General features: G+C 45.3%; 31 protein-coding genes. 15 read left to right on the forward strand and 16 right to left on the reverse strand.

The features are described 5' to 3' along the window. Positions 1–147: 147 nt before the first annotated feature. The 3 genes from gor to QUA00_RS05260 all read right to left on the reverse strand — a co-directional run bounded on the left by gor (position 148) and on the right by QUA00_RS05260 (position 3,426). Positions 148–1,491, reverse strand: coding sequence for a glutathione-disulfide reductase (gene gor / locus QUA00_RS05250; RefSeq protein WP_333408912.1), 1,344 nt, complete (start codon positions 1,489–1,491; stop codon positions 148–150). A 401-nt stretch (positions 1,492–1,892) separates the two neighbouring features. Continuing rightward, complete coding sequence (locus tag QUA00_RS05255) at positions 1,893–2,723, reverse strand: DUF4231 domain-containing protein (protein ID WP_333139327.1); 831 nt, start codon at positions 2,721–2,723, stop codon at positions 1,893–1,895. Between the two features lie 565 nt (positions 2,724–3,288). Further along, positions 3,289–3,426 carry a hypothetical protein gene (locus tag QUA00_RS05260; protein ID WP_333139325.1) on the reverse strand — a complete coding sequence of 46 codons (138 nt, stop codon included), beginning with the start codon at positions 3,424–3,426 and terminating at the stop codon, positions 3,289–3,291. A 9-nt stretch (positions 3,427–3,435) separates the two neighbouring features. On the opposite strand from QUA00_RS05260, the gene QUA00_RS05265 reads away from it, so the two are divergent. Further along, on the forward strand, positions 3,436–4,200 hold the full coding sequence (locus QUA00_RS05265) for an ABC transporter ATP-binding protein (RefSeq protein ID WP_333139323.1): 765 nt from the start codon (positions 3,436–3,438) through the stop codon (positions 4,198–4,200). Between the two features lie 181 nt (positions 4,201–4,381). On the opposite strand, the gene QUA00_RS05270 is transcribed toward QUA00_RS05265, so the two are convergent. The 4 genes from QUA00_RS05270 to tadA form a co-directional block, all read right to left on the reverse strand. Next, entirely contained in the window at positions 4,382–4,762 is a 381-nt protein-coding gene (locus QUA00_RS05270; RefSeq protein ID WP_333139321.1) for a hypothetical protein, read from the reverse strand. A gap of 148 nt (positions 4,763–4,910) precedes the next feature. Further along, positions 4,911–5,642, reverse strand: coding sequence for a lysophospholipid acyltransferase family protein (locus tag QUA00_RS05275; protein WP_445305719.1), 732 nt, complete (start codon positions 5,640–5,642; stop codon positions 4,911–4,913). Further along, a complete protein-coding gene (locus QUA00_RS05280; protein WP_333408914.1) occupies positions 5,614–5,778 on the reverse strand; it encodes a hypothetical protein in 165 nt (54 codons plus the stop codon). The genes QUA00_RS05275 and QUA00_RS05280 overlap by 29 nt, the downstream gene beginning before the upstream one ends. A gap of 147 nt (positions 5,779–5,925) precedes the next feature. Further along, entirely contained in the window at positions 5,926–6,426 is a 501-nt protein-coding gene (gene tadA / locus QUA00_RS05285) for a tRNA adenosine(34) deaminase TadA (RefSeq protein ID WP_333308153.1), read from the reverse strand. A gap of 75 nt (positions 6,427–6,501) precedes the next feature. Between tadA and QUA00_RS05290 the strand changes: the two genes are divergently transcribed. Then, the gene (locus QUA00_RS05290) at positions 6,502–7,098 is read left to right on the forward strand and encodes a TerB family tellurite resistance protein (RefSeq protein ID WP_333139315.1); all 597 of its coding nucleotides are present in this window, start codon (positions 6,502–6,504) and stop codon (positions 7,096–7,098) included. Between the two features lie 308 nt (positions 7,099–7,406). After that, positions 7,407–8,240 carry a 1,4-dihydroxy-2-naphthoyl-CoA synthase gene (menB, locus tag QUA00_RS05295; RefSeq protein WP_333338566.1) on the forward strand — a complete coding sequence of 278 codons (834 nt, stop codon included), beginning with the start codon at positions 7,407–7,409 and terminating at the stop codon, positions 8,238–8,240. 36 nt (positions 8,241–8,276) lie between these two features. On the opposite strand, the gene QUA00_RS05300 is transcribed toward menB, so the two are convergent. Together QUA00_RS05300 and QUA00_RS05305 are read right to left on the reverse strand one after the other, a co-directional pair. Next, on the reverse strand, positions 8,277–8,435 hold the full coding sequence (locus QUA00_RS05300) for a hypothetical protein (RefSeq protein WP_333408916.1): 159 nt from the start codon (positions 8,433–8,435) through the stop codon (positions 8,277–8,279). 35 nt (positions 8,436–8,470) lie between these two features. Further along, complete coding sequence (locus tag QUA00_RS05305; protein ID WP_333338568.1) at positions 8,471–8,800, reverse strand: hypothetical protein; 330 nt, start codon at positions 8,798–8,800, stop codon at positions 8,471–8,473. 471 nt (positions 8,801–9,271) lie between these two features. Between QUA00_RS05305 and QUA00_RS05310 the strand changes: the two genes are divergently transcribed. Both QUA00_RS05310 and QUA00_RS05315 read left to right on the forward strand, forming a co-directional pair. Further along, entirely contained in the window at positions 9,272–10,528 is a 1,257-nt protein-coding gene (locus QUA00_RS05310; protein WP_333408917.1) for a hypothetical protein, read from the forward strand. Positions 10,529–10,796: 268 nt separating this feature from the next. Then, on the forward strand, positions 10,797–11,501 hold the full coding sequence (locus tag QUA00_RS05315) for a PspA/IM30 family protein (RefSeq protein ID WP_333408918.1): 705 nt from the start codon (positions 10,797–10,799) through the stop codon (positions 11,499–11,501). A gap of 53 nt (positions 11,502–11,554) precedes the next feature. Here QUA00_RS05315 and QUA00_RS05320 read toward each other — a convergent pair whose 3' ends face one another. Next, positions 11,555–11,731 carry a hypothetical protein gene (locus QUA00_RS05320; protein ID WP_333139302.1) on the reverse strand — a complete coding sequence of 59 codons (177 nt, stop codon included), beginning with the start codon at positions 11,729–11,731 and terminating at the stop codon, positions 11,555–11,557. 70 nt (positions 11,732–11,801) lie between these two features. Here QUA00_RS05320 and QUA00_RS05325 point away from each other — a divergent pair, with 70 nt between their 5' ends. Continuing rightward, positions 11,802–12,587 carry a PspA/IM30 family protein gene (locus QUA00_RS05325; protein ID WP_006635936.1) on the forward strand — a complete coding sequence of 262 codons (786 nt, stop codon included), beginning with the start codon at positions 11,802–11,804 and terminating at the stop codon, positions 12,585–12,587. 881 nt (positions 12,588–13,468) lie between these two features. Here the strand turns inward: QUA00_RS05325 and QUA00_RS05330 are convergent. Beyond that, a complete protein-coding gene (locus QUA00_RS05330) occupies positions 13,469–13,828 on the reverse strand; it encodes a hypothetical protein (protein WP_333408919.1) in 360 nt (119 codons plus the stop codon). 55 nt (positions 13,829–13,883) lie between these two features. On the opposite strand from QUA00_RS05330, the gene QUA00_RS05335 reads away from it, so the two are divergent. From QUA00_RS05335 to QUA00_RS05355, 5 genes are all read left to right on the forward strand, one after another. Continuing rightward, complete coding sequence (locus tag QUA00_RS05335; RefSeq protein ID WP_333408920.1) at positions 13,884–14,141, forward strand: ShlB/FhaC/HecB family hemolysin secretion/activation protein; 258 nt, start codon at positions 13,884–13,886, stop codon at positions 14,139–14,141. A gap of 86 nt (positions 14,142–14,227) precedes the next feature. Continuing rightward, positions 14,228–14,503 carry a hypothetical protein gene (locus QUA00_RS05340; protein ID WP_333408922.1) on the forward strand — a complete coding sequence of 92 codons (276 nt, stop codon included), beginning with the start codon at positions 14,228–14,230 and terminating at the stop codon, positions 14,501–14,503. Between the two features lie 560 nt (positions 14,504–15,063). Then, the gene (locus QUA00_RS05345; protein ID WP_333408923.1) at positions 15,064–15,705 is read left to right on the forward strand and encodes a Uma2 family endonuclease; all 642 of its coding nucleotides are present in this window, start codon (positions 15,064–15,066) and stop codon (positions 15,703–15,705) included. Positions 15,706–16,092: 387 nt separating this feature from the next. Beyond that, positions 16,093–17,076, forward strand: coding sequence for a hypothetical protein (locus QUA00_RS05350; protein ID WP_333408924.1), 984 nt, complete (start codon positions 16,093–16,095; stop codon positions 17,074–17,076). A 144-nt stretch (positions 17,077–17,220) separates the two neighbouring features. Then, the gene (locus tag QUA00_RS05355; RefSeq protein WP_333408926.1) at positions 17,221–18,111 is read left to right on the forward strand and encodes a pentapeptide repeat-containing protein; all 891 of its coding nucleotides are present in this window, start codon (positions 17,221–17,223) and stop codon (positions 18,109–18,111) included. Positions 18,112–18,204: 93 nt separating this feature from the next. Here QUA00_RS05355 and QUA00_RS05360 read toward each other — a convergent pair whose 3' ends face one another. After that, positions 18,205–18,753, reverse strand: coding sequence for a hypothetical protein (locus tag QUA00_RS05360; protein WP_333408927.1), 549 nt, complete (start codon positions 18,751–18,753; stop codon positions 18,205–18,207). A gap of 197 nt (positions 18,754–18,950) precedes the next feature. Here QUA00_RS05360 and QUA00_RS05365 point away from each other — a divergent pair, with 197 nt between their 5' ends. From QUA00_RS05365 to QUA00_RS05375, 4 genes are all read left to right on the forward strand, one after another. Then, positions 18,951–20,318 (forward strand): ATP-binding protein, encoded by a 1,368-nt coding sequence (locus QUA00_RS05365; protein ID WP_333408928.1) that lies wholly within the window; start codon positions 18,951–18,953, stop codon positions 20,316–20,318. A gap of 61 nt (positions 20,319–20,379) precedes the next feature. After that, positions 20,380–20,589 (forward strand): type II toxin-antitoxin system HicB family antitoxin, encoded by a 210-nt coding sequence (locus tag QUA00_RS05370; protein WP_333408929.1) that lies wholly within the window; start codon positions 20,380–20,382, stop codon positions 20,587–20,589. 35 nt (positions 20,590–20,624) lie between these two features. Further along, positions 20,625–20,747, forward strand: a complete 123-nt coding sequence (locus QUA00_RS36760) for a type II toxin-antitoxin system HicA family toxin (RefSeq protein WP_445305720.1) — start codon at positions 20,625–20,627, stop codon at positions 20,745–20,747. Positions 20,748–20,812: 65 nt separating this feature from the next. After that, positions 20,813–20,938 carry a hypothetical protein gene (locus QUA00_RS05375; protein WP_333408930.1) on the forward strand — a complete coding sequence of 42 codons (126 nt, stop codon included), beginning with the start codon at positions 20,813–20,815 and terminating at the stop codon, positions 20,936–20,938. A gap of 25 nt (positions 20,939–20,963) precedes the next feature. Here the strand turns inward: QUA00_RS05375 and QUA00_RS05380 are convergent, their stop codons facing one another. The 4 genes from QUA00_RS05380 to QUA00_RS05395 all read right to left on the reverse strand — a co-directional run bounded on the left by QUA00_RS05380 (position 20,964) and on the right by QUA00_RS05395 (position 24,452). Further along, positions 20,964–21,542 (reverse strand): Uma2 family endonuclease, encoded by a 579-nt coding sequence (locus tag QUA00_RS05380; RefSeq protein WP_333408931.1) that lies wholly within the window; start codon positions 21,540–21,542, stop codon positions 20,964–20,966. Between the two features lie 204 nt (positions 21,543–21,746). Beyond that, positions 21,747–22,829 carry a photosystem II q(b) protein gene (gene psbA / locus QUA00_RS05385; RefSeq protein WP_333198860.1) on the reverse strand — a complete coding sequence of 361 codons (1,083 nt, stop codon included), beginning with the start codon at positions 22,827–22,829 and terminating at the stop codon, positions 21,747–21,749. Between the two features lie 184 nt (positions 22,830–23,013). Then, positions 23,014–23,793, reverse strand: a complete 780-nt coding sequence (locus tag QUA00_RS05390) for a DUF6816 family protein (RefSeq protein WP_333408932.1) — start codon at positions 23,791–23,793, stop codon at positions 23,014–23,016. A 254-nt stretch (positions 23,794–24,047) separates the two neighbouring features. Further along, positions 24,048–24,452 carry a ChuX/HutX family heme-like substrate-binding protein gene (locus QUA00_RS05395; protein WP_333157197.1) on the reverse strand — a complete coding sequence of 135 codons (405 nt, stop codon included), beginning with the start codon at positions 24,450–24,452 and terminating at the stop codon, positions 24,048–24,050. Between the last annotated feature and the right edge of the window lie 218 nt (positions 24,453–24,670).

A 24,670-nucleotide genomic window follows, 5' to 3' on the forward strand; every position in this document is an offset into this window, starting at 1 on the left:
GGCGGGCAGGATGCCCACCCCACAATAAAATTTAATTTTTCTGTGGAACAGGCATCCTGCCTGTTCTGGAAAATGGTGCAATATCTGAATTTTAACTGACTTTAGGCTGTTAGGCAGGGGTTTAAACCCCTGGCTGCTTCGCCCGCTTTACCGCAGAGTCACAAACTCTTCACCAGTCGATGGGTGAATGCCAATAGTCGCGTCGAAGTCTTTCTTCGTAGCTCCCATATTAACAGCGATCGCCATTCCTTGAATAATCTCCCCCGCGTCTTTCCCAACCATGTGCACGCCCAAAACTCTGTCCGTATTAGTCTCAACAACTAACTTGACAAAAGTCTTCTCATCTGCACCTGTCAAAGAATGAAACATCGGTCTAAACTTGGCTGTATAGCACTTAATTGATTCGGGAAACTTGGCTTTAGCCTCCTCTTCTGTTAAGCCAACTGTAGCTGCTTCCGGCTGGGAAAATACCGCTGACGGGACATTTTCGTGAGTGATTGCTCTCGGATTGTTGCCAAATTCAGTATCTGCAAAAGCGCGTCCTTCGGCGATCGCAATTGGCGTTAAATTGATGCGGTTGGTGCAATCTCCGACTGCAAAAATGTGCTGCTGACTGGTGCGGCTGTCTTTGGTAACGGCGATCGCACCTTTATCTGTTTCTACTCCCGCATTTTCTAAAGCCAATTTTTCCAAGTTGGGTTTGCGCCCGGTAGCGCACAACAGCGCGTCTACTATTAGCGTTCCTTCGGCTGTTCCCGACAGAGTTAATTTTAAGCCTTCGGGGGTTTTCTCAATGTGGTTTATCGAGCTTTCTGTCAAAATGTTTATGCCGTGCTTAATCATTCCTTCTTGCACGTTGGTGCGAATTTCTGTGTCGAACTCGTTCAAAATTAAGTCACGGCGGATGATTTGAGTTACTTGGCTTCCCAACCCGTTCATAATGCAAGCAAATTCGACGCCGATGTAGCCTCCTCCCCAAATTGCCAAGCGTTTTGGCTGCTCTTTTAGTAGGAAGATTTCGCGAGAGGTAATCGCGTGTTCAATGCCGACAATTGGGACTCTTTGCGCTTCTCCGCCGACTGCAATTAAGATTTTGGCTGCGGTAAATTTTTTGTCGCCAACTTCGACGGTGTGGGGGTCAATAAATTTCGCGTATCCTGAGATTAATTCGACTCCGGCTTTTTCGAGGAAGCTGATGTGCAGTTTGCTCAGCCGCCGCACTTCTGCATCTACGGTGGTGACAAGTTTTTCCCAATCAAAGCTGCTTTCTACTGGACTCCAACCGTAGCCCACCGCATCTTCGTAAAGGTGCGAAAATGTGGAGGCGTACACCATGAGCTTTTTGGGGACACAGCCGCGAATTACGCAGGTTCCGCCTACTAAGTCATTTTCGGCGATCGCCACTTTTGCGCCGTAGGATGCTGCTCGCTTGGAACTCGCCAATCCGCCGGAACCGGCACCTATCACAAACAAGTCGTAATCGTATGTCATAATTGTGTTTACCTAAAATCTCCAACTTACCAAGTTTACGTTTAAATTTTCTTAATGATAGCTCAAAAATTTTGCCTTTGAGAACTTCCGATCGCTACATAGATAGCTAATTGAGGGGTAAAAAAACGGGGGACTAGCCGATATTTGGTTATAGGATAGCCCCAAAATGCCATCTGTGATGAAAAGTTTAGCCGTATAAGAGCAGGTGGCCTCACTCGGGAGCATCTCATATTTGTAAAAAAACTTCTTCTAGCTCCCTCCTTCTTCCTCTTTCCTACTGCCTTCTGCCTCCTGCCTCCTGCCTCAAAACTCCAATTTCTAGCTTGGCTGAAAAAGTGAGATGCTCCCCCTCACTCAACCCTACCTGCTTACTGGTATTGTCAGATTCGTTAACTCTGCCCCTACTTTGACTCGGTAGATTGAGCTGGCTCTGTATTCTGATCCTTTGACGCTGTATCATCTGGTTTTTGGATTTGCTTGAGATGAATCTCATTCACCTGATTGATAAAGTTTTCTATTGCCATTTTTGTCATTTGTTGATGTTGGGCTGCGTCGGCTACATCATAGCAACGATAAGCTGGAGTCACTCCTAATACAAATTTCTCCTGTTCCGCTTCTAACAATTCCACAGCCGTGTTAGCAGAAATCCAATTCTCCTGAAAAGGAAAGGAGGTAACTATACTGGCGACTATCGAGGCGACAGCGGGACAAATTACGGGCAGCCATTTGAGCAAAGATTGACCTGGTTCCAATTTGTCTACCAATACTAAAATTGGTGTGACTCCCGAGAAAATCACGGTTGCCAACTGGAAAGTATAGTAAATATTTCTCGAAGTCTCTCTGGTGTTTTTATAGTCGTCAATCAACTCCTGGCAATATCGTAAAGCCTTTTCTCTCACCGGGGTAATCGAATTGTTATCCGAAACATTATTCGGATTTAAGAGGTAATTATATAGTTCCGCTTTTCTTCGGATTTCTAACTGATTAGCATTATTCCTAGAGTTGTGAGCCAATTGCCTATTGGTCAGGAAGAGAAAAATAAAACTAGAGAGAAAAACCGATCCCAAAATAACGATAAGTTGATTGTCTGGAAAAACTCTGGTAAGGAGGCACGCACCCACAAAAGCGGCTATGGATAAATACTCAACAATTTTCAGGAAAGATAACATTTGTGGACTCGATGAGACTGTATTGGAAATCTCGGTCTGGTTTGTATCCGCAGAAGTAGTCATTGGTTTGTACTCTGTTTGGCGATCGGACACAAGTTTAGCCTATTTGGGTGTCTATTTCACCCAAGCCCTGTCAACTTGGTGAAGAAGGCCCTGAAACCCTTGAAAAGTTGTTGATGGCGATCTTTAAATATTCCTTGTATAACAGTAGATGACCAATAAACTGGGTTTATTGGTCATCGCCAACGGGTAGGATGAGGTAAAGCAGGGCGAGCGTATTTTGACAGTAGTTGCCATAAGCACCCTACAGAGAGAGTCAATCGATTTTAGATTTTAGATTTTAGATTTTAGATTTTAGCATTGACCCCACGGATAAATTCGGGGGTTCCTTTATCGGATACAGGTTTTTTATTTCTGGACGCATGAATCCGGGGACTTGTATCCTGGATGCTTTCGGTCACTGCATAAATAGTATAGATTTTTTGGCTCTGCTGAATTTATGTATGATTTTGCCTGTAGGGATAATTCTAAGTCCTTACACCGTCAGCGGTGGGGCAATCACGGGGGGATTTCCCCTACAAATTTTATACCCCATTCAGCAACGCCGATTTTTGTTTCCACTCCGACTTTACCTCCCAGTTGGTGTCAAAGTATTCACTTTGATTTGAATATAGATTTTCTGTTCATTAGCATCGAAACAGCCGTCACCCCGATCGCCAAAACCGATGGGAAGTGTTAGCTTAGTAGTTAGTTGTGTCGATCGCACAGAAAAAAAATGCCTGAACTACAAACCGATACATACCAAGACCTCGACCCGCAAGTCCTCTCAAAGCCCGTTGTTGTCGGTCTGGAAGAGGTAACAAAAGTTTACGGGATTGGCGACCTGGAAGTTCGCGCCTTAAACGGCGTCAGCTTGACCGTAAGACAAGGAGAATATTGCTCGATTATGGGCGCATCGGGTTCCGGCAAATCTACAGCTATGAATATTATCGGCTGTCTCGATCGACCTACGAGCGGCAGTTACTACTTAGACGGCGTAGATGTCGCCCAAATGCCCGAATCAGAATTAGCCGGAATTCGCAATTTAAAATTAGGTTTTGTCTTCCAACAATTTCACCTGTTGCCTCAATTGACAGCCTTAGAAAATGTCATGTTACCGATGGTATATGCCGGCATTCCCGCAGCAGAAAGACGCGAACGCGGAGTAGATGCTTTAACGAAAGTAGGCCTGGAAAGTCGCCTGCAAAACAGACCGAATCAACTATCAGGAGGACAGCAGCAGCGCGTAGCCATCGCCAGGGCTATTGTCAACCGTCCCGTGTTGTTGCTGGCTGATGAACCTACAGGTGCATTGGATACAAAAACTACTCAAGAAGTAATGGATATTTTTACAGAATTCAACGAAAGCGGCATGACTGTTGTTATGGTAACGCACGAACCGGAAGTAGCGCGCCAAACTCGCCGCGTTGTCTGGTTCCGGGACGGTCAAGTTATTCACAATAATCTCAACCCGGAAGAGCTTTCACACGCGGTATTTTAGTATAAAAGTCCGCCAAAAGCGAACAGAAAATTGGGCGATTGAAATCGCTTCTAGACAAACGAAGTCCGCCTACGCGGACTGAAGAATCAAGAGAGTATTACTTCTATCCAAGAGGGCTTTAGCTATTAGACAGGGGTTGAAAACCCCTGGCGGACTAATAGACAAAACACCCGATATCTGCTTAATGAAAAGCACTGGGAAAAGCTTCCCAAACTCGATCGACAAAATCTCTAAGTTGCCGAGATGCGATCGCACCATCCTTTTTTTCAGCATCCAGAGAGTGCAACTCAGTCAACAGTGAAATTACCTCAGTATCAAAAGCCTCCCGAAACAAGCTCAGCGGCCAAAGCAAATCAGCACCATCCCGCAAATCCGATAAAGTGTATTCTGCCGATAAATCTTTCCCCCACGCCGATACAACTAACATCAAAGGGCGCACCCAACAAACTTGACGTGCCTCAACCACTTGGATCACCTCGGAATGGAGGCACGCATCTCCACATTCTAAACTGACAATTTGACCGGGCTTAAAGTTCAAAGCAAAACCCATAGATTCTGACATTGCATAGCAAAAAATTACCACTGTATTCAACAGTCGTAACAAATATTATAGCACTTTTTAGTAATATGAGATGCGTGATTGGTCATTGGTGATTACTAGCTGACTTACCTCACTTACTTGAGAACAACTGACAACTGACAACTGACAACTAACAACTTTCATCAAGCTTTTTAAGCTCCATTTCGAGCTGGGCACTCAACAATCGTGCTTCTTTTTTACCACCGCCACCATTGGCATAATCCGCCACGCAAATCGGAGCACCGATCGCAATTTTTACCTGACAACCCCATTGAGGAATGCGCGGGCGATAGCGGATACTCATCGGTACAATTTTCACCCCCAAACCCGGTTTGCTCAACTCTGCTTGCATTGCCAAACGCGCCAATCCAGGCTTAATCGGGTGAACTTCGCCATCCTGAAAAATACCGCCTTCGGGAAAAATCACCAACATTTCTTTGTCGAGGAGTAGTTCCACGCCGTAACGGAGACTGCCAATTGCCGGATGCTTGAGATCCACAGCAAACCCCCCCAAATTTCTGATGAACCAACCTTGCAGTCCTTTCACTTCATCAGCAGTTACCATAAACCGCAAATCGCGTCCAGTCACCATCTGTCCCGTTGAATAAGGCATCATCAGGGCATCCCACCGGGAGCGGTGCGTAGGGGCTAAGATGACAGGCCCGTCTTTCGGCAAGTGCTCCTGTCCGGTTATCTCAATCTTGCCAAAATGAAACGGTAGGACAACATAGTGACCTAGCGGATAGAGCAAGGAGGTTAACCAAGGAGAAACGCGAGAGGTATTAGATGCTACCTTGGCAGGCATGGGCTTCACTAGAGATGATTTACTGGACTCAACGGCGATCGTGGCGGTGTGGCGCATAGCAATTAAGCTGCCTTATCGAAATATAAAGTCTAAAGTAAGTTGTTGGACAAATCTTTAGTTTTTGGCTCAGGACAGTTTTGCTATTGGCCTTGTGCCGATCGAGCGATCGCGCCCGCAAGAGATAATCTGTCACAGGTAAAACCTCAGCCAACCGGACAGCACTAATGCAGAGCAGTCGGCCGCCTGGAAAGCTTGATCGGGCAATTACGGATCTATTATTTCAGTTAAAGGATCAATTTCAATTAAACATCGCCCCGAAGAGAGTAAAAAATTTTACCGGTTAATTTTTCCGGCGTGCTTCAAACCAAGAAAGCAACTGCTCGCGGCAAACAGACTCCATAATACCGCCGAGCACCTCTAATCGGTGACACGAATGCGCGCTATCTGGAATATTAGCCGCAGTCCGAATCGTGCCAGTTTTCGGATCATCTGCTCCGTATACCAGCAGACCAATCCGAGCTTGGACGATCGCACCCGCGCACATCGGGCAAGGCTCCAGCGTTACGTAGAGCGTGCATTTGTTGAGATGCCAGTCTTGCAAAACTTTGCCGGCCGCCCGCAAAGCCAAGATTTCAGCGTGAGCAGTCGGATCGCAATCTCGCTCTCGCCGATTTTGCGCTTCGGCAATCAATTTGCCAGTACCGTCAACAATTGCAGCACCCACGGGTACTTCACCAGCATCACCGGCTGCTTGCGCCAGTTCCACAGCCCTAGTCATCCAGCGTTTGTGAATAAAATAAGTAGTCTCACTAATAGCCAACGGCTCAGCTTTATAATTCACGTCATACCTAAGTTACAGAAAAACTTAAGATCGATATAGAAAGTTACATTACAGCTTAATCGAGAGTCTTTAATTATGGACACCACTACGATTACCACTGAAATTGTTGAGCTGTTGTGCCGCATTAGTCGGCAAAAGCTGCGCGAACAAGATATCACTCCTTTGGTAGTGTTTCTGACGGCTCTGATTTCCATCCTGCGCGGAGTTATGATTATTGACAGGACGATCGCAGTTGAAGAAGAAGAACGGCTGCAAAAGACTCTCAAAGCCTTTGCCAGCGGCGACCGCGATCGGATCGAACTAATTCAGCGCCTTGTCAAAGGAGTATCGAAACAGCAGGTTTACTTCAACCCCACGGAATTGCTAACCCTGACAGCTTTGTTCTCAGAATCTGAAAAACTGTTGCTCATCGGTTCCGGCTACGAAATGTCAGCGGCCGACGGACACATCGATATGCGGGAGCAAATGTACTTACAGTCGATCGCAAATCGGCTCGGCCTCGACTCCAGACACATTGCAGTCATAGACACTTTATTTACTAAAGAAGGAACCCTCGACTCAGAAGCTTTTGCCGAAGTTAAAGCTTTACTCGATCCCAGCGAATTCGAGTCCCGCGATCCGGTATTTGGCAAAGCAGCAAAGCACTTGCTGAGTATTTTACTCCGCCAATAATCCAGCCCCTATAATTTTTTGGGCAGTACAAAGTAGTCAGAGGAGTTCGAGGATTTGACGCTGTTTCCATTTGAGATGGGAATTGGGCGCTCTTACTCTCAAAAACCGGGTTGTTTAACCCCTGCCAAGAGCGCTGCACGGCGTATGTCGATCGAAAACCTGGTTTCTGCCTAAGTCCCGCTTTATTTTTTTTTGCAACAGTCGATCGACCCTGGTATCCCATTGAACCGAATGCCTCTAAAATCTAAAAGCGACTTGTCGCTGTCTTGATAGACCGAGCTCGGTCTAAAATCTAAAATTGATTGATTATGCAAATTGAATGGCAAACCGCCAAAACCTACGAAGACATTCTCTATCACAAAAGCGGCGGCACCGCCAAAATTACCATCAATCGACCTCACAAACGGAACGCTTTCCGTCCCAAAACCGTGCAGGAACTGTGCGATGCCTTTACTGATGCCCGTGAAGACACAAAAATCGGCGTTGTCCTTTTCACCGGTGCCGGGCCTCATACAGACGGCAAATACGCCTTTTGCGCCGGCGGCGACCAAAGCGTGCGGGGTTCGGCGGGATATGTAGACGAAGGTGGCATACCCCGCTTGAACGTGCTCGACTTGCAGAAGTTGATTCGATCTATGCCCAAAGTTGTAATTGCTTTAGTTGCAGGCTACGCAATTGGAGGGGGTCACGTTCTGCACTTAATTTGCGATTTGACGATCGCTGCTGACAATGCTATTTTCGGACAGACCGGCCCCAAAGTCGGCAGTTTCGACGGTGGTTTCGGAGCTAGCTATCTCGCCAGAGTAGTCGGCCAGAAAAAAGCCAGAGAAATTTGGTTTTTGTGTCGCCAGTACAGCGCGCAGCAAGCCCTAGAAATGGGTTTAGTCAACTGCGTCGTGCCCGTCGAACAACTAGAAATAGAAGGGATTCAGTGGGCTGCGGAAATTCTCGAAAAAAGTCCGATCGCGATTCGCTGCTTGAAATCCGCTTTTAATGCCGACTGCGACGGTCAAGCCGGTTTGCAAGAACTGGCGGGAAATGCCACTTTGCTGTACTATATGACCGAAGAAGGCGCCGAAGGCAAACAAGCCTTTTTAGAAAAACGGCAACCTGATTTTAGTCAATATCCTTGGCTGCCATAGCTGGATGGAGAAATCAGTTTTTTTTATGCGCTCATATTAAAGTAGATGCTGCTGAGTTTTATGAGTTAGTAAAGCCAAATGCACGCGATCGTCCAAAAGTGTCAGTATGGATACCAGTTCCCAAAAAGAATGAAACTGCTTTGCCAGATCCAAACCATGATAGTCATCAGTGATTCCCCAATCGAAAATTGACAATCGAAAATGGTATGAGCTGTCCTGCTGCAGACTAACTAGACCGAGAATGCTGCAGCGGATTTTTCGGTTAAGGTTGTGCCTGTAAGCTGGCCGGCATGGCGATCGGAAAGAGTGACGGTGGCATCCTGCAGCGTCAGAGTCGATTCTTGCCACATTCCAATTTCTTCTATGTTTTCCCAAGATGACCTAAAAGGCGAAACCGCTAAAGCACAAGCTTTCCACTGACTTTGAACCGGGCCGCCTAGTAAAGCGCAAACACCCCCGCGTCTGCCTTCAGGGGTATAGTGACGGCAGTGACCACAAGCTGAAGTTAAAGGTGAAGTTAAGGAGGTTTGCATAAAAGTTGTTAGGGAAATCATTTTCATCTCTAATTCTCCCTTGCAGAGCTAGTCTGCCTTAGAGCATCCCAACCTTTATGCTGTCTGGGTTGTAGCGATCCCCGGAGCATAAATAAATTTTATAATTTATTTATAATCTCGTTATATATAGAAACAATTAGCTCGGTGCTTGCTCATTGTATAGGTAAAAACACAGGTTAAAAGTTTATAAAGCCGTTAGGGATCAAGAAAAAGTACAAATGCCCAACCAGTATGAGAGGTTACAAATAAGCGGTAGCAGAGAATACAAAAATTGGCTGAGAGTGTCGGTTAGCAGCCTCCGGGAAACAGCAACAATTGACTTTTCCACTGAAAATGAAAAATAGCTGCCGGCGAGCGAGCCCCTGTTGCATTGACGCCAAAAGTAGCTAATCATAAAATAGGCAAGTTTTCAACCTTCATGTTTATCTCTACAATCAACATATTAAAATTAATTCAGAGGCGGTAGGAGTTTTGCTAATGAGTAAGCGTTCTTCGGTTGAATCCCCAAATCATCAATCCTCTTCAACCCCAATCAACCCTGCTTTGCAAGCAGTGCTGGGGAGTCTAGATGTAAACCTAGAAGCAGAACTGACAACATACAGAAGGCACCGGCGGCGGGCAGAACAGTGGGTGTCGCCCTCAGTTCGTACCGGCAAGCAAACAGCCACAACCGAGCAACAGCTAGCCCAAAATTTGCCGCCAGAGACTGCGGAGGAAACCCAGCAGCCGCTATCGCTGCCGCTATCCCTTGCCGGCACTCAGGGCGATGCCCCGCTAGCAACTACCAGGGGTGGCACAAAATTATCTAGCAGTGCCTTCGCACCCAACAAGTATCTCGAATCAAGCGAAAAACTGATCGAAAGTTTGGACGAGTCAAAAGCTGAGCCTACAGTAGAACGCAGTTTAGCCGCCAGTTTGTTAACTCCCTTGGGACTGAGTTCGATGCTGCTGTTTTTGCTGTCATGCACAGCTTTGGGCTACGCAGTCATGTACCCGTCAAATTTAGTTAAGATGGCAGGCCTGAACCGTTTGCTCGATCGCACCTCACCCTCTCCCAGCGACAGTCCCGCCTCTACTTCCATCTCAGATACCAGCACCAAGGAACTGCCGAAAGCTCCAAATCTGGTATCCAAGGAATTTGTCGAGCTAGATTTGAGCACTCTCAGCAATGTCAAGCCGACAGTCAGCCCGATTCCTTCCCCGTCACCCAAAGCATCAATCCCGCCAACTCCGCCAGCGCCTCCGGGCCCCAGCGGGGCTGTGCCGATTCCTACAGAAGACGGCAACCCGGCCAGAGGCAGGGAACAAGGACTCAACAATCTGAGCACGGCTTTGCTTCCCACTCCCAGCCCCAGCGCCGCCCAGCCAGTGCCGACACTGCCGACACTGCCTCCAACACCCTCCCCAGCCCAGCCTGCCGCCACATCCCCGGCGACAGCATCCCCAGCCGCCACCTCCCCAGCCGCCGCATCCCCGGCGACAGCATCCCCAGCCGCCACACCCCCGCTGGGAAGGCCTGCACGGGCTGCCGACGGTTTCTATTACGTTGTCACCGATTACACAGACGAAAAATCGCTGCAGCAAGCCAGAACCGCAGTTCCCGATGCCTACGTGCGGAACTTCTCAAAGGGTGTCAAGATCCAAATGGGGGCTTTGAACGATGCTGCCTCAGCAGAACGTTTGGTGAAAGAACTCCAAGAAAAAGGGGTGAAGCCACAATACTATCAACCATAAATTAGGCAAAGACAATTAAACTAATGATCGGGGAGTAGGTTGGGCCCAGGCACGAACCCTCGGTTTCGCTTCACCCAACATTTGCTCAGTTTTGATGGGTAATGCTCGCGCCCTACCCATCCTAAAAATAATCATGACGACCTAACTTAGAGGGAATTAAAATTTCACAATTAAAAATTAAAAAGACGATTGATGAGTATTCATTTTTAATTTTTAATGGTGATTTCTCTGTCTTAATTCTAAAGTTTAAAATTGGGAGACTGGCAAAATGGGATTATTCGATCGCCTATGGCGAGTGATTCGAGCCAATATTAACAGTTTGGTCGGCGCTGCAGAAGACCCAGAAAAAATTCTGGAACAGGCTGTAATGGATATGCAGGAAGATTTAGTGCAGCTCAGACAAGCTGTGGCAGGAGCGATTGCAGCTCAAAAACGCACTGAACGCCAGTGCTCCCAAGCTGAGTCTACAGCAGCAGAATGGCATCAGCGGGCGCAGCTAGCTTTGCAAAAAGGCGAGGAAAATTTGGCGCGGGAAGCTCTGACGCGCAAGAAATCTTATCAAGAAACGGCAACGGCGATGAAAGCCAGTCTGGATCAGCAATCGGCTGTTGTGAGTAAACTTAAAGAAAATATGCGGGCGCTCGAAAGTAAAATTTCCGAGGCAAAATCTAAAAAAGATATGTACATTGCCCGAGCTCGATCGGCCGCATCGTCGGAAAGGCTGCAAGAAATGATGGGCAATCTCAGTACCGGCAGCACTTTGAGCGCCTTTGAACGGATGGAAGAGAAAGTCATGCAGCTAGAAGCTCGCTCCGAAGCAATCGCAGAACTCGGAACTAATGATTTAGAAAAGAAGTTTCTCTCTCTCGAAGGTGCCGACGATGTGGATACCGAGTTGGCGGCGATGAAAGCACAACTGCTTCCGGGCCACAATACACCCAAATTGCCGTCGAGGGAGCCGCCCGCATCCTGAACCCCGGCAACAGAACAAGAGTCGGAACCAGCAAAAACTTCTCAACAGCCTAGCTAGAGATGGCTCGAAGCCTGTTGGGGAATTCCCGGATCGAAGTTAAACTCAATAGGTAGGTGCATGAATAAGCTTGCCTGCATCACATTACTCGATCGCTTTAAACTGGATTTATCTGTCTGCAAAAATTGCCAAAAACTAAATCGCACTAAAAATCTGACCAGAGTGAATTTCACAACTGCGGGCTAGGGCTATCAAGCCTTCTTGCCGCCTACTTCGTACACCTCACCCAGGAAAAATAGCATTATGGGATTATTTGACCGCATTAGCCGAGTCGTCAAAGCCAATCTTAACGATCTGGTCAACAAAGCTGAAGACCCGGAAAAGATTTTAGAACAGTCTGTTACGGATATGCAGGAAGACTTGGTGCAGTTGCGTCAGGCCGTTGCCAGCGCGATCGCCACTCAAAAGCGCACCCAGACTCAGTACAATCAAGCTGAATCTCAGTCTAACCAGTGGCAGCAGCGCGCTCAGCTAGCCCTGCAAAAAGGAGACGAGACTTTGGCCAGGGAAGCGCTAGTTCGCAAAAAGTCTCACGCTGAAACGGCGGCTACCCTGAAAGCCAGTCTGGATCAGCAATCGGCTCAGGTGGAAAGTCTCAAGCGCAACTTGATCGGTTTGGAGAGCAAAATTTCCGAAGCTAAGACTAAGAAGGATATGCTCAAAGCGAGGATATCCGCTGCTAAGGCTCAGGAACAGCTCAACAATACCATTGGCACCTTGAATACTGGCAGTTCAATGGCGGCTTTCGATCGCATGGAAGAAAAAGTTTTGCAGATTGAAGCTCGCGCGGGGGCTTCGGCAGAATTGGCTGCCGGCGGCAGCAATTTAGAGGAACAGTTCCGCTTGCTCGAAAGTGGCGGTGATGTTGACGACGAGTTGGCTCAGATGAAAGCTCAACTGACCGGGGGTTCTGTGTCTCAAGGTCAATTGCCTGCAGCGGGTAAAACGGCAGCAGCTAGTAGCTCGGAGTCGAGCCCGGTGATTGATGCTGAGTTGGAAGAATTGCGATCGCAGCTCAATAAAATGTAGTAATCTGTATCAAAATTTACCTATTTGTCAGATCGCAGGTTTGATAGAATGCTCCGCCGACCTACAGGACTAGCTTGGGAGGTCGGAGTTTTTTTGACAAATTCTTTTATGCACAAAGTGGTAATTATGTCAACTATATTTATATTTATTTAAGGAATTAAGTGTTTAAAAAGTGATAAAGTAATTTTATTCCTTGCAAGAGGGCTAGCTTGGGAGGTCAATCGATTTTAGATTTTAGATTTTAGATTTTAGATTCAAGAATTGAAGCATTGGCCCCACGGATAAATTCCGGGGGCAAGTTTCATCGGATACAGGTTTTTTATTTCCCCGGTCCTGAGTCTGCTTTCGGAATGAATCCGGGGGCTTGTATCCTGGATGCTTTCGGTCGGAGTGTTTTTAGTAATTGTTAAGTACACAAACTAGAGTTGCTGTCAACTATCTTTATATTGAGTTAAGGAATTAATTGTTTAAAAAGTGATAGAGTGGTTTTATTCCTTGCAATTGCGTCGGTCTCGCCCGCTCGTAAGTGTAAATAACTACCAAATATGGCTAATCTGTCATGCCCGTGCAATCTTCTAGAGGCTTTTGTAAAATCAAGTTTTTCAAGGCATTAGCGCTTGGTTTTTCAATGGCCGCTATTTGCCCCGCACTGCTATCAGCTCTAAGTCTTGGCGAGTCGATGGTTGCTACCGACTCAGGGGTGCAAGCGCCAATTTTGCATGATAATTTACCGTCTCAATTCAAACTAAATCAAGAAACCGCAGACGATCGCGATCGGCTTCGTGATTTATACTCGGGTTCAGAATTAGATAGAGACACTACAGAGCAAGAAAATAGCATCCCGGAGTTCGATCAATTGACCCAAAGTGAGACCCCAGAAACTATCCCTCCATTGCCGAACCGAGGAGAAAACAGACACGAATTTCCGATTCCCAACCCGCGGCGGCCAAATCCGCCTCGTCTCCCGTAACCCGCGCCGCCAGCGCCCTTGCTTTCAGGCGAACAGCTTTTGCCGCCTGCTGTTCCCGCGCCGGCACAGCCTGCAGAATTGCTAAGATGGCGGGTACGATAAAAGTCGATCGATTTGAAGTAGTTGGCAGTTGACTTACCGCGAGCCGATCGTGCAAAATCCGAGAAGAGAAATTGCCATCGGTATTGGTACCAGCAGGCGAGAAAGCGATACATCTTTGCTGGGAAAGGATTTTCCGCTGTCGCCGGAAGCAGATAATCGGGGTAGACATCCGGTTGCGGTGCTGAGGCTGTTTCAGGATTTTACTCAGAGGGGAGAGAGATGTCTTGGCGGCGCGATCGCAGTTTTGTCAGGGAGTGGCAGCATTTGGCGCTACGGTGAGCAGCAGCAGCCCTGACAGTCGATTTTTGATTTGGCGGGGTCAATTGCAGTACGTGCGGTTGTTGGTTCCTGAGAGGCTGCTGCGGGTGCGATCGGATGTGGAATTGGCTGGGGCAGAGCTTTTGTCGATCGAACCATTGGGTATAGGGGGCTCAGACACATTGCGGGGCTACCGTCAATCGATTTTAGATTTTAGATTTTAGATTTTAGATTGACTTGCGCGAGATAAATGCGGGGGCTCTTCTGATTTTAGATTTTCGATTTTGGATTGATTCCACGGATAAATCACGTGGCGGGTACCACCTTTGAAATTCCTGGTCAGGAGGCTTTGCTGGCCGATAGCGGGATTTTTGATTCAGCCGAGTTGCGGTATCCGATGCAAGCGCACCGACGACAAACAGGGAGTTTTGCAGGTGACGGCGTTTGTGGATTTTGGCCATGTTTGGAATCCCAGGGAAAGCGCGGTTTTGGAAGCGAATACTTTGCTGTCAGCCCGATTGCGGCTGCGGTGACTGTACGGCGAAAGGTGGAATGCTCGCGGAGGCCGGGGAATTCCTTTGATTGATATTAAGTCGAGCAACAGGAGTTTACCAGAGCGCGGGCTGTATTTTTCTGTATAATTCAAACCTTTTTAGGAAAAGAGTCGTTTTGCCCTTGGCGGAACTGAGCAATTCCGCTATATAGTAATAAGTATCATTTGGCACTCATCTGTAGATGCCAAGAGTGTATTTTACTGATAATCTTTAAATTAAACTATGTCTAAGGTGCGGTTGCTGCTTTTAAGTTCTTTTGCTTCCGGTTTTGGGCTTTGCTCAATCATTTTGGCGATGTTTACGATGACTTCCCGGCTGTCGTTTACGTCTTTTTTTACATTTGTTTTAACTTTGGTATTTTTTGGAATTAATCTGCTTTTTGCTTTGCATTATTATACATCGCTTACTAAGCAATTGAGTGTTAAAACTAAAAGGAAAGCGAGAATTTAACGGTTGTGAAGCAGAATCGGACAAAGGCATGGAGAGTTTTTTCTGGAATTTGAAGGAAATCCAGAAAACGCCTCTGGGTTGAGACAATTATCTAGCTGTCAGCCATAATTATTTAAGGTCTAATTATTTAGGAGGTGCGATCGTGGTTATAACTCAAACCAACCCGCCAAATCTTCCAGATGCGACAAAGACTCGCTTTACTCCAGATGAATACCGGGCGATCGAGGAAACTGCCGAAGAACGTCACGAATACTGTAACGGAGAGATTATCGCTATGCCAGGAGGTTCCCCCGCTCACAGCCGTATTGCCGTAGACATTACGACTTTTCTTAACGTGGCTCTGCGAGACACAAATTTTCAAACCTACAACGGAGACTTACGAATTTGGATTCCTAGCTTCAATCATGGAACTTATCCTGATGTTATGGTAATTGATGGCGAACCGGAATTCAATGGCGATCGCACGGATGAAATTCTCAATCCTTTACTGATTGTTGAGGTTCTTTCCCCCTCTACTGAAGGCTACGATCGAGGTGAAAAGTTCAGAAAATATCGCTCTCTTGCTAGTTTTTGTGAATATTTGCTGGTTAGTCAAGCTGAACCCTACATTGAGCAATATTATAATGGCGATCGCCCAAGTAGCGAGCGCTGGCAATGGCAAGTGTGCGATCGGCTCGATCGGGCGATCGTCCTGCACAGTTTAAATATAGAGCTTCCGATGTCTGAAGTCTACCGCCGCATTAGTTTTCAAGGGCGATCGGGTGACACTTCTAATGAAAGTTAACAATGCTAGTGCTGCACTCTTCTCAATTTCTACATCAATTGCATAAAAGCATTCACCGCATCATATTGATCGGCTATTCGCGAATAGAACTCTAGGGCTCGCAAATCCAGGACTTGCAAGTAATCAGCTAGTAATATAGAGATAACTTCTAGGAGGCTATAAAGATGACAAGCATACCTAACGAACAAACAGCTATCATCCGTACAGAAAGAGGACTAGCGATGGCCGGTGCGCGCATCACTATCTAGGGCATCATGGACTATGTGACGGCTCAATATCCACCTAAGTTGATCGGGGGATTATTTGAGCTTACAGAGGAACAAATTAACGTGGCTTTAACTTATATTGAAGATAGGCTCTAAATATCCTCTAGCTTTTAAGGGACAAATGAAAGTTACAAAACAATTATTACTAACAAGTTTGGGGTTTGTTACTTTGAGTTGGGGAGCAGTAACCCAAATTCAGGGGATACCGAGGGCGATCGCTCAAACACAAATTCCCATGAGATTGCAACACGCGGAAGGAACTTATACCCTTACGGTGTCAGAAACCAATACCACAAAATCTGCTTATGGGGGTCAATTGCGCCTCTATGACGTGCATATTGCCAAAATGTTTGAGGTGACATATTCGGACTGTCAGGAGATACCCAACGCTGGCGGTAGAACTTGGTACTACCGCGCCGGAAATGGTAAAATTGATATGGGGCAATTCAGAATCAACTGTCAGTTGGCTAGCGATATTGCTAATACTTATGCTTTAGGGAAACCAGAGCGTACTGCGATCGAATATTCTCAGGGGGAGGCTGGGCGGCCAATATCGAGGACTCGTTCTATTCCAATTTTAGATATTACTGGTAATAAAATTCAGCGGTGGACGAATTTTGTGCAAGGGTTTCGCCCTCAGTCTGCTAATTCTGAAGGTGGTAATTCTCGATCGAGTATTTCTTTTCCAGTTCGTGAAATTGTATCGCAGATTGAAGGTAAGACGAGAGTACCAATTTTTCTCCCCAGTCAGCTTCCATTCTCAGAAAAAATTTACTTAAAAAACCGAGTAGAAACAAATGGCTATAGTGTTGAAATGGGCCACATACCTAATTGCAGCAGTACGCCTTGCTATATCGGGAGTATCTCAGCAGAAAGAGGTGGAGAACCAGCCCAAGCACCCCCTAGAGGATTTAGGAGTGAATTCAAAACCATTCAATTAGCCGGCAGAACACAAGGAGTTTTTTCTAATGGCTGCGGTGCTTACTGCACGGCCTTAGTTGAATGGCAGTATCAAGGAGTTTTGTATCGAGTAACGATGAAGAATGGGCGAGAGGAAACGCTCGTTCAAATAGCCAATTCTGCAATTGAAGGTGGACCTCGCTAGCTAAAGGTGGAGATAAAACTTAGGGAAACTATACTTGAAAAAAGTAGCGCGCTCGATCGCGCCGTTTCCCTATTTTACTGTTACACTAGCAAATATTATATCTGTCTCAATCTCTGTCAAACTCACTGTAGGAGAAAGTTTACGATGCTACCTCAAATGACAAAAGCTAAAAAGTTGACTAGCCAGTTTTTAATTGTCATATTTTTCTGTCTGGGAATCCTCTTGATGCACCCTGAAAAAGTCAGAGCAGAAGGAAGTCAACCTAATGTAACTAAAAAAACTGATTGCTTTTTAGTTTTCGGAGGAAGTTGTGACAGTAAAGAATCTACAAGCAATCCAGTAGCGCCTGAAACCGAAATCAAACCAGGCGCTAACCTAAGTGGGAAGAATCTACAAGGTGTTAACCTGCATAATGCTGATTTGAGAAGATCCGATTTGAGTGGTGCAAATTTGACTGGAGTAGACTTGAATAGTGCTGACTTGAGTGAAGTTAAAATCAGCAAAGTTAAAAACCCTGGTAATTTAGATTTTCAGGGATTTGACTGGAGTAAAATTAAGTTGAGTAAGGAAGATTCAATTAAGATAGTTACAGCTAACTTGAGCAAGCAAGATTTAGTGAATTTTATCAAAGCTGACCCTAGTAACTTGGATTTCAGAGGGTTAGACTGGAATAAAGTTAACTTGAGCCAGCAAGATGTACAGAATCTTGTCAGCTCTAAGCTAAATCAACATGATTTAATTAACTTAATCAAAAGCGATCCTAATAAAGTGAATCTTAGTAAGGAAGAATTACTAGGGTTAATTCAGCTACACCTAAATAACAGCGCTTTATGGCGGAGTTCCACGTTAAATAGTCAAGACTTACTAAATTTACTAGCAAACAATTTGAGTGCAGTAGACTTAAGTGGGGTTGACTTACAAAAAGCAAACTTTACTGGTAGCAACTTACAGCAAGCTAACCTGAGTGGTGCAGACTTGAGACAAGCAAATCTCAATGGGGCAAAAATGCCTGATGGCACTCTCTATCGACGTTAGTTTTACTTAGTAGAGTGTGTCACCTGCTATAATCGCTCTGTTGGAGCAAAAATTTATATAAATGTGACGCACCCTACTAATACTGGTTATTCCTTACTCTTCATTCATCATTGATTGGTAATCACTGAGATCAACTAGAACCATTTCGCATTGTTGTTTGGCATCAGTTGTGCAAGACACGCAAGAATCGAGTCTTATAGCTGCCGATCCTAATGTTATCTTATATTTTATAGGTAGGGCCTTCGTTTTATTAATTAAATTTTCTGCTTGAGCTTTGTATTCTCGCATTTTGTCACCGCACTGTCCTGATTTTTCTTTAGTTCTCAAAGGCTCCATATTTCTGCCTGCGAATTCTAGCCGCTTTATTTCATTGAATATTTGTTCAAGATTGTTATTAGGAATTGTAGGAGTTGTGGCGACAACAGGTTGCGATGATGAGATGTCTCCTGGGTGGGAAAATAATAAAGTTGGTAATAATACTATTGAAATTAGTGTTTTACCAACCCCCATCAATAATCCCCACACGAACTTAACGGGCAATAGAAAAATACCTACAATTCCCGATAGGACACTGAAAACCCAAGAAAATAAACTTGATATCAAGTGGAAAATAAAACTTGGTATGGCAAATAAAAAATCCATAATACATACCCTCCTAACTATTTAAACTAATTTATAGTTTGCAACATTTACCTGAGATATGACAACTCAAAACGGTTGGATTTAGCACCCTAAATTTTTAACCATCCTGAAGGTATTTAGTAGAACTTAGTATAAATCGGTTGACAAAGTAGGATTTAGTAGGATATAGTTCAGTAAACCTCATTCAACCCTGACCCATGAATGTTGAAGATGTTGTACAATGGGCTAATAATTCGATTTTTGATCAAACTGGAGAACATCTCACACCCCTACACGAAGCAATACTAACGGGTGTTTGGCAAAGGCAAAAATATCCTCAAATAGCTAAAGAGTTTAATTGCAGTGAATCTCACGTTAAAAAAGAAGCGGCTAAGTTATGGGAAAAGTTGCGTGAGGAATTAGGAGAAGACCTTAATAAATATAATTTTAGTTCCAAGGTAGAGAAAAAACATAGGGTTTCTAACATTTCTCATTTACATGACTCTTTATTACAAATTGATAATGTTATTTGTGGTCAATTTATACAAACTATAAAATCTTCCCAAACCCGATCGCCCTTTCCCCCAGACTCTCCCCAAAACAAAAGTCAATCCCCAATAATCGATTTAACAGACGCACCCGAACTGCCTTACTTTTACGATCGCACCTCAGAACTCTCCACCCTCAAACAATGGATTTTACAAGCCCACACCCGCTTAATTACCGTCTACGGCTTAAGCGGAATTGGCAAAAGTGCGATCGCCCTCAAACTCATCGAACAAATTCAAACCGAATTTGATTATATTATTTGGTTAAGCCTCACCCACACTCCCGCACTTTCAACCCTCCAAACCGAACTCAAGCAATTTTTTGGGCGATCGCAACAACCCCCATTACCCACAATCATCGATTATTTCCGATCTTCTCGCTGTCTAGTCATTCTTGATGACGTACAGAATATTTTTAGTAGCAGTCAATTAGCAGGTCAATATTTAGCAGGCTATGAAGACTATGGCAAATTTTTTAAACAAATTGCTACATCCTCCCATCAGAGTTGTTTAATCCTCCTCAGTTGGGAAAAACCCAAAGAAATCGCGAATTTAGAAGCCGAAAACCTCTCCACGCGAAGCTTACACCTCAAAGGGTTAGGACAACAAGCCACAGAAATTTTCCAACAAAAAGGATTAGTCGATGAGGAAAAATGGTCAGACTTGCTCGCCCTTTATCAAGGTCATCCTTCCTGGCTAAATATCATTGCTGCAACTATTTTGGAGTTGTTTGATGGTAGCGTTTCCCGGTTTTTATCCGATGTAAATGATTTATTTTTAGGTGACTTAGAACCCATCTTAGACTCTCACCTAGAGCGTTTATCAGGCTCAGAAAAAAAGGCATTATACTGGTTGGCAACTCAAAATGAAAGTGTAGATATTTCCCGAAAAGCTACTGAGAGTGAATTATCCCAACCAGAATTTTGGCAAGCCATACAATCTTTAGCGCGACGCGGCTTAGTGGAAAAAGTGTTAGTAGGAGGGCGATCGCTCTTTTTCCTCAATCCCGTATTCAAAGCATACATTCAGTGCAGGTGAAATATTATATAATATATGAGAGATTACATTTCTTACATTTAACGAATAGAAAGCGAATCTTATGAAAACATTTACCGCTATAATCGAAAAAGATTCTGATACCAAGCTTTACGTTGGTTATATTCCTGGATTTCCTGGGGCGCATTCCCAGGGAGAAACCTTGGATGAGTTACACGAGAATCTGCGTGAGGTAATTGAGATGCTCCTAGAAGATGATACTCTCGTCCTTCAGACTGAGTTTATAGGTACACAACAGATTGCGATCCGATAAACACGAGCAATATCCCAGTTCTGAAACCACAGGAAATAGTCCGCATACTAGAGAACCTTGACTTTGTAGAGGTGCGTCAACAAGGCTCACATAAGCAGTTCCGTCATCAAGATGGGCGAGGAACTACTGTTCCTTTTCATAAAGGGCGTGATACATGACTTAGATTGCTTCAGCGGATTGCAATTGATATTGGCTTGACAGTTGAGGAAATGTTGGAGTCCCGGTGAGTTTACGTGAACTACGTGACTACTTTTTGCCCCAATTGCTGCTGCAAAACTACCGAAATCCGGGAACCGAAACTGCTGGGAAACAAACTCCCGCCAAGGCAAAATGTGAGGGGAAAGCATGATTTTTTTAATCGCACTTCTCAACTTCTACAACGATCGCATAAAAGCATTCACCGCATCATATTGGTCTGCCATACGCGAATAGAACTCGATCGATCGCAAATCCAAATCCGCCAACAGTTCACTCTTACTCACCAACTCATACCCCGTTGGGCGCAAACAATAAACCGAAATTACACCATCCTCCCAAAACCAAACCTCCTGCACACCCACCCGACGATAAATTTCCAGCGTATCAATTCCACCACTCGTCACTGTCACCTCGATCGCCAAATCTGGAACCGACTTGCGCGTACCCAAACAGTAAGACTCATCTGGTTCCTTCCGCGCGCCTAATTTCTTCATCCCGATAGTTGTACTGCCGCGCGCATAAAAACGAATGTCTTTCGTCCGCATATAACTTTCTAAAAGTTGACCTAAAGTTTTTTTAGGTTCTTCATGTTCTTCAGATAAAGGAGCCATAATTTCTAAACACCCATCCAAATAAGTTAAACGCGCCCCAGTGTCCGCCAAATCAGCATCCAATTTTTCCAGAGTCTCCCATGTCACGTTTGACAGGAAAGCCGCACCTTTACCCAATCCTGCTTTAGAAATTGCGACAACCATCTGACTTACCTTTCACAATCATTTTTCCATAATATACGACTTCAAAAATTTGGAGTCTATCGTAATATTCTATTCTTTAGTCCGCGGAGGCGGACTTCGTTTGTGTAGACGCGGTTTCAACCGCCGAGTCATCGCAAAATATTTTCCCCAAACAAAAAGCGCCCCTATTTCTAGGAGCGCTTTTTGTCAATCTCAAGTTAAAAATTAACCGTTGATAGAAGGAGCAACCATTGCTACTGGGGTGACTTCACTAGCAGCCAAATCAAGCGGGAAGTTGTGAGCATTGCGCTCGTGCATTACTTCCATACCCAAGTTAGCGCGGTTGATCACATCAGCCCAAGTATTGATGACACGACCTTGCGAGTCGATAATCGATTGGTTGAAGTTGAAACCGTTCAAGTTGAAAGCCATGGTGGAGATACCCAAAGCGGTAAACCAGATGCCGACAACTGGCCATGCACCTAACAAGAAGTGCAAAGAACGGCTGTTGTTGAAAGAAGCGTATTGGAAAATCAAACGACCGAAGTAGCCGTGGGCTGCAACGATGTTGTAGGTTTCTTCTTCTTGACCGAATTTGTAACCGTAGTTTTGCGATTCGGTTTCGGTTGTTTCACGAACCAAAGAGGAAGTAACGAGAGAACCGTGCATGGCGGAGAACAAAGAACCACCGAAGACACCAGCAACTCCCAACATGTGGAAGGGGTGCATCAGGATGTTGTGCTCGGCTTGGAACACGATCATGAAGTTGAATGTGCCGGAGATACCCAAAGGCATACCGTCAGAGAACGAACCTTGTCCAATTGGGTAGATCAAGAATACTGCGGTGGCTGCTGCAACTGGTGCAGAGTAAGCTACGCAGATCCAAGGACGCATACCTAAGCGGTAAGACAATTCCCATTCACGACCCATGTAGCAAAATACACCGATCAGGAAGTGGAAAATTACCAATTGGTAAGGGCCGCCGTTGTACAACCACTCATCGAGGGAAGCTGCTTCCCAGATTGGGTAGAAGTGCAAGCCAATTGCGTTAGATGAAGGAACAACAGCACCTGTGATGATGTTGTTACCGTACATTAAGGAACCTGCTACTGGTTCACGGATGCCGTCGATGTCCACTGGAGGAGCAGCGATGAAGGCGATGATGTAGCAGATGGTGGCGCTGAGCAAGGTGGGAATCATCAAGACTCCGAACCAACCGATGTAAATCCGGTTGTCGGTGCTTGTGACCCATTCACAAAAGCGTTCCCAGACGTTGGCGCTTTCGCGCTGCTGTAAGGTTGTTGTCATGGTTTTATGATTGCTGTATTTGGTTGTCAATGTTCGGATTATGTTTCTATTATTAACGGTATCGTTAAGGTTTGTAAAGGGGTTGAGCGACAGTTAAACTGATGAGGGTCATCAGGAAAGCTGATGTAAGGAGAGACAGGGGCGAAAAAAGTCCATTGCTAGACCGATCGAGATGACAGCTTAATTAGGCCCGCACCAACTCCAACCGATATCGGTAGAGAGCCACAGGATGCCCCCCAGCAGCAAAATAATCCGGGTCTTGCGGCGACAAATAAATCGCTGTCACCTGATCCGCCTCAATTCTTTTACTCGCAGAATCGCCCTTTTTCCCGCCGCCTGCAACCACTCGATAAGCCGTTGTTGTTTCCACCTCGTTTAAATAAATATCAGACTCTCCCCGAAAAATCTGCTGAGAAATCTCTGTAGACACAAACTCGCGAGGATTCGGCGTCTCAGTTCCCCGACTGGTAACAATCGAAATTAGTTGGCGTTCCCCTTTCAAAACAGTAATTTGGCGGTTGGGATTGGTCGGATCGACTTTCACCGAAAGTACGCCACGATCGCCTAAATAAGCCTTGGCAATATTCAAACCGTTAAAAGTGCGATCGGCTACAATCTTTTGAGCATTTTTTAATGTAGAATTAGAACTTAACCCATTTTGTTTTTCAGGTTGAAATCGCACTTTAAATAATATCGGCTGCTGCAAATACTGGCGGTTGCTTTCAAACCCTGGCGTGACAATATTTGGCGCTAAAGGAGCGGCTAAATCTACCAAAGTGCTAGCAACATTCCAATTCCCCGCCATCCAGTCGGGATATACCAAATCTCCCTTAGCTACAGCGATAGGAGGCTTGCTTCCCCAATTGGGAAAACTTGATATGCGATCGCCCAAAACCCCTGCCCTCGCAACGCCACCCCACAGCAACACCAGCAAAACCAGACAAAAACCCCAAATTCCCTTCATACCCAATTACATTCAAACAACTAACCTTATGTCTCTCTTTCTCTTCTTTATCTCTTCTCTGCGTTCTCTGCGCCCTCTGCGGTTCATAAATTCAAAAATTAGACAACAAACGACTTAAACATCATATTTTATAGAAGTTTCATAAACAGGCAAGATGCCTGTTTCACAAAAATAAAAGTTCTGCTTGTGGGGAGTAGGGGTTGGGCATCCTACCCGCCCCCAATATGCAATTCAAAGGTGGAAAAACCGATTTTTTAAAGCGCCTCAACAGGTGCAGGTTCCCAAACTTCCCCGTATTTCTCCTTCAAGTCGTGCCAATTTTCCACCTGTCCTGGTTCGTATTCCCCCGGCTTTCCCCACTGCAAAAACGCACTCAAAGCAGCCTCATTTTGTTCGTCGAGAAAACGAATTGCATAAGTAGTGAAATTGCCTCTTTTCGCCTCCCCAGTTTCAAACTTCACCTGTTTTATTTTGTCCATATTTAGGTGAAACTCAAATATTTCGGCGTGCATATTGGCATACTTTCCCTTCGGCAACTCCGCATAAAACAGCTTGTGAATGGAACCGCGCACTTCCAGCACAGCCGCGCTGCTAGTCACGATTAAACGCAGCGTGCCCAATTGTTCGCAAGCTTCTAAGAATTCTTTCAGGTTAGGCATAATTTAATTTGGGAATGGGGAATGGGGAATGGGGAATTGGGCATGGGGCATTGGGCATTGGGCATTGGGCATTGGGCATTGGGCATTGGGCATTGGGCATTGATTATTGGTAATTAAAAACAACAATAACTAACAACCAACAACTAATGACTAATGACTAATGACTAATGACTAATGACTAATGACTAATGACTAATGACTAATGACTAATGACTAAT

It is taken from the genome of Microcoleus sp. T2B6, assembly GCF_036700475.1.
Classification (GTDB): domain Bacteria; phylum Cyanobacteriota; class Cyanobacteriia; order Cyanobacteriales; family Microcoleaceae; genus Microcoleus.

Coding starts and splice junctions, on each gene's coding strand:
- QUA00_RS05310 (WP_333408917.1), top strand. CDS start 9,272: ATGAGTAAGCGTTCTTCGGTTGAATCCCCAAATCATCAATCCTCTTCA.
- QUA00_RS05305 (WP_333338568.1), bottom strand. CDS start 8,800: ATGAAAATGATTTCCCTAACAACTTTTATGCAAACCTCCTTAACTTCA.
- QUA00_RS05365 (WP_333408928.1), top strand. CDS start 18,951: ATGAATGTTGAAGATGTTGTACAATGGGCTAATAATTCGATTTTTGAT.
- QUA00_RS05360 (WP_333408927.1), bottom strand. CDS start 18,753: ATGGATTTTTTATTTGCCATACCAAGTTTTATTTTCCACTTGATATCA.
- gor (WP_333408912.1), bottom strand. CDS start 1,491: ATGACATACGATTACGACTTGTTTGTGATAGGTGCCGGTTCCGGCGGA.
- QUA00_RS05265 (WP_333139323.1), top strand. CDS start 3,436: ATGCCTGAACTACAAACCGATACATACCAAGACCTCGACCCGCAAGTC.
- QUA00_RS05290 (WP_333139315.1), top strand. CDS start 6,502: ATGGACACCACTACGATTACCACTGAAATTGTTGAGCTGTTGTGCCGC.
- QUA00_RS05325 (WP_006635936.1), top strand. CDS start 11,802: ATGGGATTATTTGACCGCATTAGCCGAGTCGTCAAAGCCAATCTTAAC.
- psbA (WP_333198860.1), bottom strand. CDS start 22,829: ATGACAACAACCTTACAGCAGCGCGAAAGCGCCAACGTCTGGGAACGC.
- menB (WP_333338566.1), top strand. CDS start 7,407: ATGCAAATTGAATGGCAAACCGCCAAAACCTACGAAGACATTCTCTAT.
- QUA00_RS05315 (WP_333408918.1), top strand. CDS start 10,797: ATGGGATTATTCGATCGCCTATGGCGAGTGATTCGAGCCAATATTAAC.
- QUA00_RS05275 (WP_445305719.1), bottom strand. CDS start 5,642: ATGCGCCACACCGCCACGATCGCCGTTGAGTCCAGTAAATCATCTCTA.
- QUA00_RS05395 (WP_333157197.1), bottom strand. CDS start 24,452: ATGCCTAACCTGAAAGAATTCTTAGAAGCTTGCGAACAATTGGGCACG.
- QUA00_RS05370 (WP_333408929.1), top strand. CDS start 20,380: ATGAAAACATTTACCGCTATAATCGAAAAAGATTCTGATACCAAGCTT.
- QUA00_RS05380 (WP_333408931.1), bottom strand. CDS start 21,542: ATGGTTGTCGCAATTTCTAAAGCAGGATTGGGTAAAGGTGCGGCTTTC.
- QUA00_RS05350 (WP_333408924.1), top strand. CDS start 16,093: ATGAAAGTTACAAAACAATTATTACTAACAAGTTTGGGGTTTGTTACT.
- QUA00_RS05255 (WP_333139327.1), bottom strand. CDS start 2,723: ATGACTACTTCTGCGGATACAAACCAGACCGAGATTTCCAATACAGTC.
- QUA00_RS05390 (WP_333408932.1), bottom strand. CDS start 23,793: ATGAAGGGAATTTGGGGTTTTTGTCTGGTTTTGCTGGTGTTGCTGTGG.
- QUA00_RS05270 (WP_333139321.1), bottom strand. CDS start 4,762: ATGTCAGAATCTATGGGTTTTGCTTTGAACTTTAAGCCCGGTCAAATT.
- QUA00_RS05330 (WP_333408919.1), bottom strand. CDS start 13,828: ATGTCTACCCCGATTATCTGCTTCCGGCGACAGCGGAAAATCCTTTCC.
- QUA00_RS05355 (WP_333408926.1), top strand. CDS start 17,221: ATGCTACCTCAAATGACAAAAGCTAAAAAGTTGACTAGCCAGTTTTTA.